Raw genomic sequence first — 15751 nt, 5'->3', positions numbered from 1 at the left:
AATCTACATTCTTAAACAAGTTCGCAATGAAAAAGGGTTAGTTTCAAGTATTTGTGTGGTTAATTTAGTTCATTCTAGTGGCAATGATGGAGAATATTTTACCATTGATTATCATATTTGTGACCCTTCTACCGATAAAAAGACAAAAAATGACTATTTTAAAGAAATGTTTATGAATGCAGCAGCGAGTAAAAATTTAGATAGTGTAATTTTATGAGTGATTTTTTATTTTTGTATTATTTTTCATTTATTTTCTAAATTCTCTTCAATGCTTATAACTACTTTGGGTTGTCGTAAATGTGGTTTAGAGAACTTAGTTCGCAATGGAAGTAATGGTTTTGGAAATCCTAAATCAAGGTGTAAAGATTGTAGATTCTCAAGGGTTATATCTTCAAAATGAGCAAGTGAATCTACTAAAGAATCGGCTTGTGCAAGTTACCAAGAAAAGTCTAGTTTACGAGGTGTTGCTCGTGTGTTTGAGGTGTCACATCAAACTATTCTTCGCTAGACAAAAAAAGCAAAGCAAGTAGTTACACAAGTCGATAGGCTTTCTACAACTCTTTTAGACAGTGTAGAAGGAGAAGTTCTTGAATTGGACGAACTATGTAGTTTTGTATTTTGCAAAAAGTTTAAAAAGTTGGCTTTAGATTGCTTTGTGCAGAAGAACAAGGTAAATCGTTGCTTTTTATATAGGAAATAGAAGTGCTAAAAGCTGTGAGAAACTATGGATTAATGTTCCTCAAAACTATAAGCACAGCATCACTTATTCTGATTTTTGGAAAGCCTATAAAAAAGTAGTATAAAACATGAAAACACTATAGTGCGGGGAAGGAATCTGGGCAAACCAACCACATTGAGAGATGGAATAATACATTGAGACAAAGAGTGGGCAGGTTTGTTATAATAACATTAAGTTTTTCAAAATCATTCTACAACCATTTCTTATTTACCTATTATTTTATCGTAAATTATAATAAAGAAACAACGAAAAAATATCTAGTATCACTCAAAATGTAACACTACCATAAAAATTTTTATTCTCATATTTAGTTTTGATTATGTTCATTCATTTTTGAAAGTACCATTTACTACGTTCTGACTTAGAAATGTAAAAATACTATCTTTGAACCTACAAACTCAAATCTCAACAAATTACCTACAAAAAATGACAACATCTTATCCTATTCTACAACTCAAAAAAGGCAGAGAAAAATCAATTTTGAATCAGCATCCTTGGATATTTTCAGGAGGAGTCCATAAAATGCCAGATGCCGAAAATGGAGAAATTGTAGCTGTACAAGATGCCAAAAAACGTATTTTGGGATATGGATTTTTTGATACAACAAGCCAGATTACCTGTCGTATTTTTGAGTTTACTCGTTTTCACGATAAAGACAACCAGTTTGTCGCAGATGAAGCATATTTCCATCAAAAAATAAAAAATGCGTACAATTTGCGTAAAGATTATCTCATTGATGCTTCCACTAATGCGTACAGACTTTTACACGCAGAAGGCGATTTTTTTTCTGGAGTTATCGTAGATGTCTATGATACAGTGGCTTCAGTTCAGCTTCTCATAAAAGGAACGCAACGTATTGCAAAGCATATTTTTAGTGGACTTCGTGCTGTCGGAATCCAACATATTTACCTTCATATCAAAGAAAGTACACGCAATATTGAAGGTTTTGGAGATGATGATAGTCAAGTTCAGCAAGGCTGGCAACTGGCAGAAAATCAGACAGAAAAAGATATTCCATTAATGCCTATTCAAGTTTTGGAAAATAATCTGAAATTCAAAGTTGATGTGGTTGATGGACAAAAAACAGGTTTTTTCATAGACCAACGAGAAAACCGAGATTTAGTAAAAAGATACTCCAAAGGAAAATCTGTCTTGAACTGTTTTGGCTACACAGGAGGGTTTAGTGTCTATGCCATTGCTGGAGAGGCAAAAAGTGTAGTTTCGGTAGATATTTCTAAAGAAGCCACAGAGGCAGCAGAGCAAAATGTAGCTCTAAACTTTGATAGTTTGATGAGAGCAAATAAAAATCATGAAGCCATAGCTCAAGACTGTTTTGAGTATTTGAAAGCATTAAAAAATGAAGCAGAAGCAGATAAAAATGATGATTTGTTTGATATTATTATTCTTGACCCACCTGCTTTTGCTAAAAATAAACGTTCATTGCCAAAGGCAACTAGAGGATATATCAATTTGAATGAGTTAGGCTTTAAAAAAGTAAAAAGTGGAGGTTTAGTATTTACTTTTTCATGTTCGGGAAGTGTAAGTAAAGACTTATTTAGAAAATTTGTCTTTACGGCAGCAGCTGAAGCAGGGCGAAAAATACGAATTGTGCATCAACTTACACAGCCGTTAGACCATCCTATTAATATTTATCATCCAGAGGGAGAATATTTGAAAGGTTTGGTTTTGCAAGTAGAATAATTTTAGTAAATTGAAGTCTGTCGTTGGTGGACATATCAATAACGGCAAGACTGACGTAAAAAGACTATGTCAGTCAATATTTTTATCACTCAATTTAACTAACACTCAAAAAATTAGAAAGTTATGGCAACATTCAAAGTAGATGGTCGTATGACTGTAAATACACTCAAAGAAAAATTTAAAGAAACTTTTGGTTATTCATTGCGTGTCTATAAAGGCAACAACGCAGGACGTGGCGCACGCTTTGCAGACGATAAGGCTCGTTTGGGAGAGGTAGCAGATGAGCGTGAGTCTCTTGCAGGTTTAGGCGAATTTGACATGCCATCTGAAATGAGTATTGAAGAATTTGAAAAACTTTTTCAAGAAAAGTTTGATATTGCTGTACAAGTAGCAGATGCTGATAATGAAAAATTATTAGACAACGACACTACTTTAAAAGCAAACTAAGCTCATAAAAAGTAAGTCAGAACTCTCTGTATTTTCTATGAATGCAGAGAGTTTTATTTTGTCAATTCTGTATAAAAAATCACTAAAAGTGTAGAATGACATGATAGTTTTAGCTAAAAATTTCAGTAATTTGCCATTCAATTTTTCATTTTGTTTATATATCTATGTCTGATAGTCGTCAGTTTCAAGTTGCTTTATCGCTGTTGCCGTATGTGGGGGCAAAAACAGCCAAAACATTGGTCAGTTATTGTGGCTCTGCCGAAGAGGTTTTTAGTGCGCCTTCTTCTAGGCTTCTGAAAGCTCCCAATGTAGGACAACGAATTATAAAATCTATCAAAGAAAATAAATCACAAGCATTAGAAGAGGCAAACAAACAATTATCGATTGCCGAAAGAGAAGATGTTAAAATATTGATTTATACAGACAAAGGTTATCCAAAACGCCTGCTTAGACACGAAGACTCTCCTTATATTCTCTACTACAAAGGCAATGCAGATTTGAATGCTCAAAAAACTGTGGGTATTGTCGGAACACGCAAAGCCACAGAATATGGAAAAGCAATGACACAAAAAATAGTCAGAGATTTGACTAGATATAATCCTTTGATAATAAGTGGTTTGGCGTATGGAATAGATATTTTTTCACACAAAGCTAGTCTTGAATGTGGATTAGACACAGTAGGTGTTATGGCAAATGGATTAGACAAAATTTATCCTCCTGCTCACAAGAATACAGCCTTTGATATGATAGACCAAGGAGGACTCTTGACAGAAGGTTGTTTTGGAACGATGCCAGACCCTTCTCGTTTTCCTCAACGTAATCGTGTTATTGCAGGACTTTCTGATGTTTTGATTGTGGTAGAGGCAGCCAAAAAGGGAGGCGCACTCATTACAGCAAACATCGCCAATTACTACAACTGTGAAGTGTTTGCTGTACCTGGTAATTTGGAAGCTATGGCTTCAGAAGGCTGTAATAAACTCATTCGAAACCACCAAGCTCATATTTATACTTCTGTTGAAGATATAGAATATATTTTGAAATGGGATTTGGACGAACGAACTACAAAACCTATAAAAAAATCAGTAGGACAGCTTACAATGGAAGAACAAATCATCATGAACAAACTAGAAGAAGATGGTGGTACAATGGCAATAGATAGCCTTTCTATCAAGACACAAATTCCACTGGGGCAGCTTGCTAGCCAATTATTGATGATGGAAATGAAAGGCATCGTAAAAGCTCTTCCAGGAAAGCAGTTTAAGGTAGTTCATTAAAAGTGTTTTTTTATAAATTCGTAGTAGTGTATTTTTCCAAATTCAAAATAATAGTACCAAAATGTCTAAATATTTTTTGCTTATTCTCTCTTTGATAGTTTTAGGTTGTAATGAAAAACCAAAACAATTAGAAAATAAAAAAGAAATTGATTTATCAGAAATCATAGAGCCAGTAGCAAAAGAAATGATTGAGAAGCCTCTTATAAATTCTACTTCTATTGCGATATTTTATGATGGAAAAGAATACATAGGACATTATGGAGAAATAGAAAAAGGCAAAAACAACAAACCCAATAATGAGACAATTTATGAAATTGGTTCGTTGAGTAAAGTAATAACAGGAACGCTAGTGGCAAAAGCCGTATTAGAAGGAAAAATAGATGTTGAGGATAGCGTAAATAAATATTTGGATAAAAAATATACTAATCTAAGCTATCAGAATCAGCCTGTAAAAATAAAGCATCTACTAACACATACTAGCACTTTGCCTAATATGCTACCTTTGGAATTAAATCCTGTACTAGATGATTTTGTAAACTACGACACGCCTTCAAAGATACATCAAGTACTAGAAAATTATGATAAAAATTCCTTCTTAAAAGACTTAGATTCTATCAAGGTAACTTCTCAATTAGGAGAAAAATATTCCTATTCAAGTGCAGGAGTAGAGCTTATGGCTCATCTATTAGAACAAGTATATAAAAAAGACTATGAGCAGTTGCTGACTGAATTTCTTTCTACTGAAATAGGAATGAACAACACAAAAGTAAATGTTGATGCTAAGGACATTGTGGTAGGCTACCATGTTGATAACCCAAATATCACTCTTCCTATGGGAAAATTGCCTTGGGGAGCAGCAGGAAATATCAAATCTACAGTACCTGATATGCTTGGTTTTATAAAATATCAGCTAAAAAATGATAAAACTGTACAAGAATCTCATAGAACGCTATTTAAAGCCGATTCAACAAATGAACTAGCTTATTTTTGGGAGATAGATTTGTCTGATAAAGAACTAGGAAAATATTATCTACATCATGGAGGAGTTCCTAGGTCGCAATGTTATATTTTTATTGTTCCAAAGCATAATTTAGGAGCTTTTATCATCACAAACCAAAGTGGAACAGAAACAGCAAAAGCAATGATTGAAACAATGGATAAAATATTCAATACAATATTGAAAGAAGAATAATTCAAATTAGAGTACTGGAAAGCTATAGATATTTACTGTTCTGTGAGTCAAAGAACAGGAAAAAATTGAAAATTAGATTGTATCTATTTCTCCATAGGGTTGGATTTGTCCACTCAACCCTATAGAGAAATGAACATTATAAAATTAACTGTGATAATTTAATAGAACCTCTCCAAAAACTACCACATAATGTCTCTTTTTCTCTCGTTTTTTGGGTCTCTTTTGCTATTTTATTTATAGTTTCTTGTGTTTCGATTTGTGAGGGAAGAGTTGTATTTCTTATAAAATTAGCACTTTGTTAAAAAATACAGCTATTTTTGTAAATATATTTTAATAGTATAATTACAAGACTTAAAAATGGATTTTATAACAATAGATTTCGAAACAGCAAATAAATACAGAAATAGTGCCTGTGAAATAGGACTTACTTTTGTCAAAGATAACGAAATTACAGAAACAAAATCGTGGCTCATTCGTCCTAAAATCAATCATTTTGACCCTATCAATATTTCTATCCACGGCATTACGGCAGCCGATGTTTGGGAGCAGCCTCGTTTTGACCAGCTTTGGGAGTCAGAACTGAAAGAGTTGGTGGAAAATCAATTTTTGATAGCCCATAATGCTAGTTTTGATTTTTCAGTGCTTCGTAAAACATTAGATTCTTATAATTTGCCTTATCCAGATTTGTCATATTCTTGTAGCTATCTTTTTGCTAGAAAAATTTGGACAGATATGCCTCGCTACGATTTAAAGACGCTTTGTAACCAAAATGAAATTTATTTTCGCCACCATAGAGCAGGTTCAGATAGTGATGCAACAGCACAGTTAGCCATAAAAGGTTTTGAGAAAATGGAAATTACCTGTCAGAAAACCTTTTCAGAAAAATTGGAAATGAATATAGGAAAGCTATTCAGAGGAGGATATATTCCTTCTACCAATTATAGAAAGAAAAAAAGAAGAGCATAGCAAAGTCTGCTTCTGATAATGCTAAATTCTTAAAAAACGTGTAAATTTGTCATTAATTATCACATATTATATAAATCTTCAATGAAACAACTCTCTTTAGAAAATTTGGGCAGAATTGGAATAGAAGAATTTAAAGAACAAAAAAAGCAACCCATCGTTATTGTATTGGACAATGTCAGAAGCGCACACAATGTGGGGGCAGCTTTCAGAACATCTGATGCATTCTCTATTGAGAAAATTATGCTTTGTGGTATCACAGCAAAACCTCCACACCGAGAGATTCAAAAGACGGCTTTAGGAGCAACAGAATCGGTAGAGTGGGAGTATTTTGAGACAACAAATGCTGCCATTGATGCACTTCGCCAAAAGGGATATAGTATTACTGCTATCGAACAAACCACAGAAAGTCAGAAACTTGGTGATTTTTTACCAAATCAAGAAGAAAAATATGCTTTTGTGTTTGGAAATGAAGCCTTTGGAGTAGATGCAGAAGTATTACAAAACTGTGATACTGCTTTAGAAATTCCTCAATTTGGTACAAAGCATTCATTAAATGTTTCTGTAAGTTTGGGCATAATACTTTGGCATTGTACTGAAAAAATGAATATATTTAGTTGAACTTTCTAAGAACTAACTATAACTTGATGAGGACGTTAATTATTTTTGTATTGCTCTTTCTATCACAATATTCGTTTGGGCAAAATGTTGCTGACTCTTTGTTGATTACATTTTACCAAAAGACATTATTTTCTGTATTTTCAGATGAGCTAGAAGAGAAGGATAAAAGTGAAATTCTTGTTCAGACAGATTTTTCTAAACATTTATCAAATCAAAAAAGCAAACTAAATCAATTTATATTTTTTGATAACACAACAAGTTATTATTCTGTATTAGAAAAACCATTTAAGCAAAACTCAGGTAAAATCATTTATCATATTTGCCATCGTGTTTTAAGTGAAGATACTATCGATGTGGATATACGCACTACTCAAATTGTTTCTATGAGTAGAAAAAAAATAACTTTAGCCACTGACTTTTGTGATTCAGTAGAGGGAGGGTACATACCAAGTGCAAGATTTATTTTTGATGGGAGAACAAGTAAATGGAATTTTTTAACTAGAAATCAAATACGAAAAGAAATAAATTCTATAAAGAAATATTAGCTGATAATAAAAAAATATCTTTGATAAGAAAATCTATAAAATGTCTGATTCCACACATAACACAACCATATTACCTAATAATACACAAGCCAGTTCTAAAAAGACATCTTCTATCTTATATGTAGATGATGAGGAAAGTAATTTGCGTATTTTCAAGAGTTCGTTTAGAAGACATTACAAAATTTTTACAGCCATCTCTGGAAAAGAAGGTTTAGAGATTTTAGAAAACAACGATATTCAACTTGTTATTTCTGACCAAAAAATGCCAGAGATGACAGGAGTTGAATTTTTGGAAAGAGTAGCTGAAAGTTTTCCTAATACGGTGCGTATCATTCTGACAGCTTATAGTGACACGGAAGACATTATGCGTGCTATCAATAAGTGTGGTATTTTTAGGTATTTGGTAAAGCCATGGAACAAAGACGAAATGCTCCTTACTATAGACAAAGCTCTTGAAACGTATGCACTTCGTACAGAAAACAGACAGTTAGTAAATGCTCTCAAAACAGCAAATGAAGGTTTGGAAAGCAAAGTGAAGGAGCGCACAGCTGAACTAATGGCTACCAACGAAGATTTGAAAAAAGCAAAAGAGCAAGCAGAAGCTGCTACAAAAATGAAAGAACAATTTCTTTCTACCATGAGCCATGAAATTAGAACACCTCTAAATGCTATTATAGGCATGACGCACTTGCTCAAAAGCGATAAGCTAGAAGGAGAAATGGCTGAAAATATTGAAATATTGGAGTTTTCGGCGCAAAATCTTCTTTCACTTATCAATAGCGTCTTGGATATTTCTAAAATGGAAGCTGGAAAAATGGCTTTTGAACAAACTCAGTTTGACTTACCAGCACTTATCCAAAATACAGTAGAAATTTTTAAGGCTAGAGCCGATGAAAAAAATGTATTGCTTCGTACCAATATTGATAAAAATATACCAAATGCACTTATTGGAGATTCAACACGTCTTTCTCAAATTTTAAATAATCTTATTGGAAATGCTATAAAGTTTACAGAAGAAGGAACAGTTACTATTACTACGAGACTTTTACATCACAAAACTGAAAAAGTAGAACTACTTTTTGCTGTTTCAGATACAGGAATAGGCATTTCACCAGAAAAAATTAATGCTATTTTTGAAGATTTTTCCCAAGCAGAAGAAGACACTTCTCGTAAATATGGAGGTACGGGTTTAGGACTTGCTATTACAAAACAACTTGTAGAGTTGCAAGGAGGAACTATCAATGTAATGAGTACGCTTATGGTGGGTTCTACCTTCAGTTTCCAACTAGGTTTTAAAATAGGAAAATCAAAGCCTATTGCCACTCATCTTCCTGATACCGTAAATATCAAAAACCTAAGAGGAGTAAATATTCTGATTGTTGAAGATAATAAAGTCAATCAGATTTTGGTAAAGAAATTTCTCAATACTTGGGGAGCTAAGTTTTATGTCGCAGAAAATGGACAAGTAGCCTTAGATTTATTTAAAAAACACGATTTTGATGTAGTTCTGATGGATTTGCAAATGCCTGTTATGGATGGATATGAGGCAGCTCGCCAAATTAGACTCTTAGAGGCAAATACAGATAAGTTTACACCTATCATTGCCCTAACAGCCTCTACTCTGCTCAATGAAAGAGAGCGAATCGTACAGGTAGGAATGAATGATTTTTTAAGTAAACCTTTCAATCCAAATGAGTTGTATCAAAAAATTGCTCAACACAGTTACACACAATTACAGTTACAAAAGGAGGCTTCAAATGATAATTTGGTTAAGCAAAATCTAAATTATTCTTACTTCAAAAATCTTGCAGGGGCAGATAAGGCATTTTATGCTGAGCTCTTAGAACTTAGTGAAGCTGATTTGATAGAGTTTAATAGAATTTTGGAATCTACACATCTTCCAGATTATGAAACCCAACTTGCTTTAGTACATCATAAAGTGCGTGCGACTTTACGTCTTTTGGAAGTAAGGGAGTTAGAAACACAGATAAATCAACTTCGAAGAATGCTTTCTCAAGGAAGCCAAATAAGCGAACTTACACAGCGAATAGAATCCATAAAGAAAAATATAGAAATAGCAATTTCACAGATTAAGGAAGAGAGAGAGTAAGTTATGTTTTTTCTTGCCAAGAACATAAAAATAAACTTTTTATTGTTAAGGTGTTTTTTGGAAAAAATCTAAAAAAATACTAACTTTTGATATGCAATTTTTTGCTAAATGGCATCGTATTAACAATTATAAATGTTTTCCAAATTTTACCTAAATTCTAACTTCGCCGTTGTTGGTATCCTCACCAACGACATATACATCAAATTTCTATGAACAATTTAACTAACAAATCCTATAAAACTGTCTTCTCTGTTTTAGGAATAGGATTCTTACTTTGGCTTGTCTCTTGCGCCACTACAGAAAAGCTACAAGTCATTGACCAAAATTTTGGTGAGCAAATTGCCCTCCAACAAAATCTTACTTTTACCTTCAATCAAGCGATTGCCAAGCCAGAACAGCTAGATGTATGGCAAGAAATTGAGTATTTAGATATAAATCCAAAAGTAAAAGGGAAATTCAAATGGACAAGCCCAACAACACTTATTTTCTCGCCTGATGAAGGGTTTTCTCCCAATACAAAATACCAAGTAAAGCTCACTCAAAATTTGATTGCAGAACTGACAAAGAAAAATGTTGAGGTGGATAAAGAGAAAAAATTTGAATTTCATACACCTTATCTTGACCTTTCGACAGCGCAAGCCTACTGGAGTACGGATGCGAATGGCTCGCCAGAATTACTTTTAAACCTACTTTTTAATTATGAAATCAATCCTAGTGCTTTGAATAGTTTGCTTTCGCTTTCTACATTGGGAAATTCTGAAAGTGGAAACGGAACAGAGGCAAAATATAGCCTAAAAAGTAGTGAAGCAGGAAAAAATATTCGTTTGGTCGTAAAGCCAACTACCACAGATAGCAAAGAACTTGCAGGAAAAAAACTTTCTATCAAAATCAAAGAAGGTTTGAAAATGGAAAAAGGCGACGGCACAGCACCAGCAATGTCGTATAAAACAGACATTCCAGACCCACAGACTTTTGAAATTACGCAAGTGAGTTCGTACAAGATGAATGGGAAAATGATAGTGAGAGTTCTGACCAATCAAAGCGTACAGCAAAACGAAGCTCAAATCAAAGACCTTATTTCTATTACACCACAGCTTCGTACAGAAATAGAAAAAACGGATGCAGGATTTTTAGTAAAAGCTAATTTTAAGGAGGAGACAAATTATCAGCTTACAATAAAAGAGAATTTGAAAGGAGTTTTTGGAACAAAACTCGCAGCCGAATATCAACACGTTTTGCTTTTTGGAGGAGCACAGCAAGAAATAAACTTTGTAGATGGTAAGGCTTCCTACTTAACTTCTAAAGGAGAGCGCAATATAGGCGTAAATATTTATGGATTTGATGAAGTGGAATTAGAAGTTTACAAAATTTATGAAAATAACCTTCAGCATTTTTTGAGAGAGGTAGTTGGTCTATACGATTACTCTGATATGGATAGCTATTTTTATGGTAATGACCAGCAAAATTATGGTGATTTGGTCTTGAGAAAAGATATGAAAATCACAGATTTCAAAAAGGCTGGCAGCAGTTATGCAATTGATATGCGTGAGGTGGTGGCGAGTGATAACCGTCCGTTTGAAGGAATTTATTATGTGGTAGTGCGTTCAAAAGACGACCGTTGGGTAAAAGACCGTCAAATTGTTTGTGTGTCTGATTTGGGTTTCATTGTTCGTAGAAGTGATGATGAGATTTTTGTCTTTACCAATTCTATTATGGATGCTACTCCAGAGGAAGGAACTCAAATGCGCCTTATCAGTACGAGTAACCAAACTATCCAAACTACAAGAACAGACGCTAACGGAGTAGCCAAATTTACAGGCTTAAATAAATTAGAAGAAAAATATAATTTCCGTCTCATCACAGCGCAGAAAGGAAACGATTTTAGCTACATTCATTTATCACAAAATGAAGTTTCGACCTACGGATTTGAAACTGACGGTATTTATCCAACTAGAGGAGGTTATCAATCTTTCATCTACCCAGAAAGAAATTTATATCGTCCAGATGAAAAAATTAGTTTTAAAGCCATTATTAGAAATTGGGATGATTGGAAAAGTGTAGGGCAAATTCCTGTAAAATGGAAAATATTGATGCCAAATGGTAGAAAGTTAGTTGAAAAACAAAATCGCCTTTCAGAAGAAGGAACATTTGCAGCTACCATTCCACTTCCAAATACGAGTGTAACAGGAAGCTATACGATTGAAGTTTATACGTCTAATGATGTTTTGCTTGCTTCAAGAAACATCAATGTAGAAGAGTTTATGCCACAGCGTATAAAAGTAGTTTCAGATGTTAATGAAAAATCTATAAAGAGTGGACAAGCCATAAATTTAGAAGCTACAGCTACAAATCTTTTCGGTCCTCCAGCAGCAGAGCGAAATTATGAAGTGCGAATGACCTACAACAAAAAGGCATTTCAAGCTAAAGATGCAAAATACAAGGATTACAATTTCTTCCTCAATATTGGCAACAATATGCCATCGTATGAAGAATACGAAAATACTGGAGAGACAGATTTACAAGGAAAAGTAAATGAAAGTGTCGAAATTCCAGAGTTTTTCAAAAATCTTGGCTTGATGCAAGGAACATTTTACACCACCGTTTTTGATGAGACAGGTCGTCCTGTGGGTTCACGCAAGAGTTTTGACATCATTACACAACCTTATTTCTTAGGAATAAAAGGATTAGATTATTATTGGATTGGATTAAATCAGCCTCTGAATTTTCCTTTAATTGCTTTGGATTATGAGGGAAAAGCCATTTCTGCAAAGGCAAAAGTACAAGTAATTCGCTATGATTGGCAGACAGTTTTGGAACGAGATTATAATGACCGTTATACGTATGTTTCTAAGTATAAGGAAATTGTAGAATATGATAAGCAGATGCAAATTAATCCTTCTGGAACTTCTATTACCTTCACACCAAAAATTTCTTCTCGTTATGAGGTGCGTGTTTTTCTTCCAGAAGCTGAAACCTACGTTTCTACCAATTTCTATGCGTATTATTATGGCTCAGTTTCCAATTCTTCTTTCAAAGTTGATAAAGCTGGACAGATTGATATTACTTTAAATAAAAAGAAATATAATGCTGGTGAAACGGCAAAAGTTCTTTTTAAAGCTCCTTTTTCTGGGCGAATGCTCGTTACATTGGAAAAAGACAATGTTATAGAACACAAATATGTTGATGTTCAGAATCGTTCGGCTTCGTTAGATATTCCTCTTACAGATGAGCATTTGCCAAATGTTTATGTAAGTGCAACACTTATTCGTCCACTTTCGAATACAGATGTTCCTCTTACAGTGGCTCACGGCTATATTCCTATTACAGTAGAAAATGAAAAGGAACACAAGATTGATTTAGAAATCACTGTTCCAGAACGTATTCGTTCGTCTCAAAAACAGAATATTATCGTCAAGACAGGCAGACCAATGGAAAATGTAGAAGTTACGATTGCAGCCGTTGATGAAGGGATTTTGCTTATCAAAAATTTCCAAACACCAGACCCATACAATTATTTCTTCCAAAAAAGAGCGTTAGGTGTAAAAGCATTTGATATGTATGAGCGTTTGTACCCAGAGTTTAAGGCAAACATTCAGAATTTTGGTGCAGGTGGTTATGATTTAGGCAACCGAACTAATCCGATGGCAAATAAGCGTGTAAAACCTGTGTCATTTTGGTCTGGAACATTAAAAACCAATTCAAAAGGCGAAGTAAATTACGAAATAGATGTACCACAGTTTTCAGGAGATTTGAGAATTATGGCAGTTGCCGTACAGGGAGCAAAATTTGGTTCGGCTACGGCAAATATGAAAGTAGCTGACCCTATTGTTATTTCGGCTGGTATTCCTCGTTTTTTAAGTCCGAAAGACAAAATTACGATGCCTGTAACGATGAGCAACACTACTGATAAAGTGGCACAAGCTACCGTTACATTAAAAACAAAAGGAGGAGTTTCTCCAGATGGAGCTACTTCTCAAACCGTTACGATTCAACCAAATAGCGAAGCAAAAGTAAATTTCAAAATCAATGCTATTGAAACTGTCGGAACGGCAAATATTGATGTAGAAGTGGCAGCTTTAGGTGAAAAGTTCAATCAAACAACAGATATTACCGTTCGTCCGTTTACTTCTCTTCTGAAAGAATCCGATGCAGGAAGTGTAGAAGGAGGAAAAAGCAAAACGCTTAGTTTCAAACACGATTATGTTCCGAGTTCTGCTAATGCAAAACTTGTTGTGAGCAAATCGCCAATGGTGCAGTTTGTCAAATCATTAGATTATTTGGTACGTTATCCGTATGGCTGTGTAGAACAAACTACTTCAAGTGCTTTCCCTCAACTCTATGTAAAAGATATTGCCGAATCTATTGGAAAATCACTTAGTTACAACCTCAATCCAGATGAGAATGTGCGTTTTGCGATTGGTAAACTTCAATCTATGCAGCTTTACGAAGGAGGATTAAGCTACTGGCAAGGTGGACATGAGCCAAGTTGGTGGGGAACTGTCTATGCTACGCATTTCTTAATGGAAGCCAAAAAGGCAGGTTATGAAGTAAGTGATGATGTATTGGAAAAAGCTCATGATTATTTGCTTGGTAAAATCAAAAACAAGCCAACCGAGCGTTTGTATTATTACAACATCAACGGACAACTAACCTCAAGACCGATTGCAGACAAGTCTATTTTCTACTCTATGTACATTTTGGCAATGGCTGGAAAACAAGACGTTTCGACAATGAATTACTATAAAGCCAATAAGCATTTATTAGCGATTGATTCTCGTTATTTACTCGCTGCGACGTATAAACTCTTAGGAGATAATGCAAGTTATAATGTCGTTTTACCTCCTGCATTTTCTGGGGAAAAATCAGAGCAGTCTTTAGGAGGAAATTTCTATTCTTATATTAGAGACCAAGCTATTTCCCTCAATGTTTTGATAGAGCAAGACCCAAAAAATCCACAAATCGGAATGCTTGCCAAACAGCTTTCAGAGCAGTACAGAGCAAAACGCTATCTCAATACACAAGAACACGCTTTTACATTTTTAGCGTTAGGAAAGCTTGCACGAAAGGCAAACCAAAGCAATATTACAGCACAAATTTCAGCAGGTGGTTCAAAACTTTCTGCTTACGAAAACGGTACAGTCGTTCTTACAAAAAATCAAGTGTTGGATAAGGAAATTACTATCCAAACGAGTGGAGAAGGCGATTTATATTATTTTTGGGAGAAAGAAGGAATAAGTTTGAAAGGCGAATATATCGAAGAAGATAAAAATATTCGTGTCCGTCGTACATATTTTGATAAGAATGGTAATGAGCTAGGAGATAAGATTAAACAAAATCAGCTTGTAGTGGTCAGAATAGAAGTAGTTTCTACGTCAGTAGATGTAATTGAAAATGTTGTGATTACTGATATGTTACCTGCTGGTTTGGAAATAGAAAATCCAAGATTAGGAGGAGGACAGCAGTTTGATTGGATAAAAGATGCTTCTTCGCCAGAACATTTTGACTTTAGAGATGACCGTGTGAATATCTTTACTGATGTGAGCAAGAAAAAGCCTCAATATTATTACTATCAGACAAGAGCCGTATCGAAAGGAAACTATAAAGTAGGCTTAGTAAGTGCTGATGCGATGTATGATGCTTCTTATCATTCCTATCACGGCGCAGGTAATTTGGTAGTGGAGTAATTGATAAAATGAACTATAAATGAAACCCTAAGAATCTGAAACAGTTCTTAGGGTTTTGTGTTAAATACATTGCATATAATAAATGTAGTTTTAAATAACGAGTATGTTTAATTAGAATACTGGATATAAGATAAAAAATTATTGGTGTCGTTACACTAAAAAAAACAATCCACAATACTTTTCCTTGTTCTACTACTTGCAGAACAGTAAATGTATATTGATGTCCAGTACTTTAATATTCAATACTAAAAAAGTCTTTTGTCACTTTTTTACGTTCAAAAGGCTGCTTTAAATGACAAAATTTGTCCGTATCATTAAAAAACTCAAATAAAAGGTAGAAGTACAAATAATGGCTGTATAAAAAGAGGCTGTCCAAAATGGACAGCCTCTTTATTTATTTATTTTACTATTTAGCTTTACTCTATAACAACAGTGCGTGAATAAGAAGCACCATTTTGGTTGAATCTAATGAGGT

At 34.2% G+C, this 15751-nt stretch carries 10 protein-coding genes; all 10 read left to right on the top strand.

Annotation, left to right across the window (positions count from 1 at the left end; genetic code table 11):
- The first annotated feature begins 55 nt into the window (after nt 1-55).
- Nucleotides 56-217 carry a hypothetical protein gene (locus tag QZ659_RS07465; RefSeq protein ID WP_291724284.1) on the top strand — a complete coding sequence of 54 codons (162 nt, stop codon included), beginning with the start codon at nt 56-58 and terminating at the stop codon, nt 215-217.
- A gap of 948 nt (nt 218-1165) precedes the next feature.
- Nucleotides 1166-2440, top strand: coding sequence for a class I SAM-dependent rRNA methyltransferase (locus QZ659_RS07460; protein ID WP_291724281.1), 1275 nt, complete (start codon nt 1166-1168; stop codon nt 2438-2440).
- 123 nt (nt 2441-2563) lie between these two features.
- A complete protein-coding gene (locus QZ659_RS07455) occupies nt 2564-2887 on the top strand; it encodes a hypothetical protein (RefSeq protein ID WP_291724278.1) in 324 nt (107 codons plus the stop codon).
- 164 nt (nt 2888-3051) lie between these two features.
- Complete coding sequence (dprA, locus tag QZ659_RS07450; protein ID WP_291724277.1) at nt 3052-4161, top strand: DNA-processing protein DprA; 1110 nt, start codon at nt 3052-3054, stop codon at nt 4159-4161.
- Nucleotides 4162-4222: 61 nt separating this feature from the next.
- Nucleotides 4223-5353 carry a serine hydrolase domain-containing protein gene (locus tag QZ659_RS07445; RefSeq protein ID WP_291724274.1) on the top strand — a complete coding sequence of 377 codons (1131 nt, stop codon included), beginning with the start codon at nt 4223-4225 and terminating at the stop codon, nt 5351-5353.
- A gap of 357 nt (nt 5354-5710) precedes the next feature.
- Complete coding sequence (locus QZ659_RS07440) at nt 5711-6319, top strand: 3'-5' exonuclease (RefSeq protein ID WP_291724272.1); 609 nt, start codon at nt 5711-5713, stop codon at nt 6317-6319.
- 81 nt (nt 6320-6400) lie between these two features.
- Nucleotides 6401-6937, top strand: a complete 537-nt coding sequence (locus QZ659_RS07435) for an RNA methyltransferase (protein ID WP_291724269.1) — start codon at nt 6401-6403, stop codon at nt 6935-6937.
- A 26-nt stretch (nt 6938-6963) separates the two neighbouring features.
- Nucleotides 6964-7482 (top strand): hypothetical protein, encoded by a 519-nt coding sequence (locus QZ659_RS07430; RefSeq protein WP_291724265.1) that lies wholly within the window; start codon nt 6964-6966, stop codon nt 7480-7482.
- A gap of 40 nt (nt 7483-7522) precedes the next feature.
- The gene (locus QZ659_RS07425; protein WP_291724262.1) at nt 7523-9592 is read left to right on the top strand and encodes a response regulator; all 2070 of its coding nucleotides are present in this window, start codon (nt 7523-7525) and stop codon (nt 9590-9592) included.
- A gap of 209 nt (nt 9593-9801) precedes the next feature.
- Nucleotides 9802-15276, top strand: coding sequence for an alpha-2-macroglobulin family protein (locus QZ659_RS07420; protein ID WP_291724259.1), 5475 nt, complete (start codon nt 9802-9804; stop codon nt 15274-15276).
- Nucleotides 15277-15751: the final 475 nt, after the last annotated feature.

The organism is Bernardetia sp. (assembly GCF_020630935.1).
Taxonomy (GTDB): Bacteria; Bacteroidota; Bacteroidia; order Cytophagales; family Bernardetiaceae; genus Bernardetia.
This window is presented reverse-complemented; position numbering and strand designations above follow the sequence as displayed.

Coding starts and splice junctions, on each gene's coding strand:
- QZ659_RS07430 (WP_291724265.1), top strand. CDS start 6,964: ATGAGGACGTTAATTATTTTTGTATTGCTCTTTCTATCACAATATTCG.
- QZ659_RS07420 (WP_291724259.1), top strand. CDS start 9,802: ATGAACAATTTAACTAACAAATCCTATAAAACTGTCTTCTCTGTTTTA.
- dprA (WP_291724277.1), top strand. CDS start 3,052: ATGTCTGATAGTCGTCAGTTTCAAGTTGCTTTATCGCTGTTGCCGTAT.
- QZ659_RS07460 (WP_291724281.1), top strand. CDS start 1,166: ATGACAACATCTTATCCTATTCTACAACTCAAAAAAGGCAGAGAAAAA.
- QZ659_RS07435 (WP_291724269.1), top strand. CDS start 6,401: ATGAAACAACTCTCTTTAGAAAATTTGGGCAGAATTGGAATAGAAGAA.
- QZ659_RS07440 (WP_291724272.1), top strand. CDS start 5,711: ATGGATTTTATAACAATAGATTTCGAAACAGCAAATAAATACAGAAAT.
- QZ659_RS07455 (WP_291724278.1), top strand. CDS start 2,564: ATGGCAACATTCAAAGTAGATGGTCGTATGACTGTAAATACACTCAAA.
- QZ659_RS07425 (WP_291724262.1), top strand. CDS start 7,523: ATGTCTGATTCCACACATAACACAACCATATTACCTAATAATACACAA.
- QZ659_RS07445 (WP_291724274.1), top strand. CDS start 4,223: ATGTCTAAATATTTTTTGCTTATTCTCTCTTTGATAGTTTTAGGTTGT.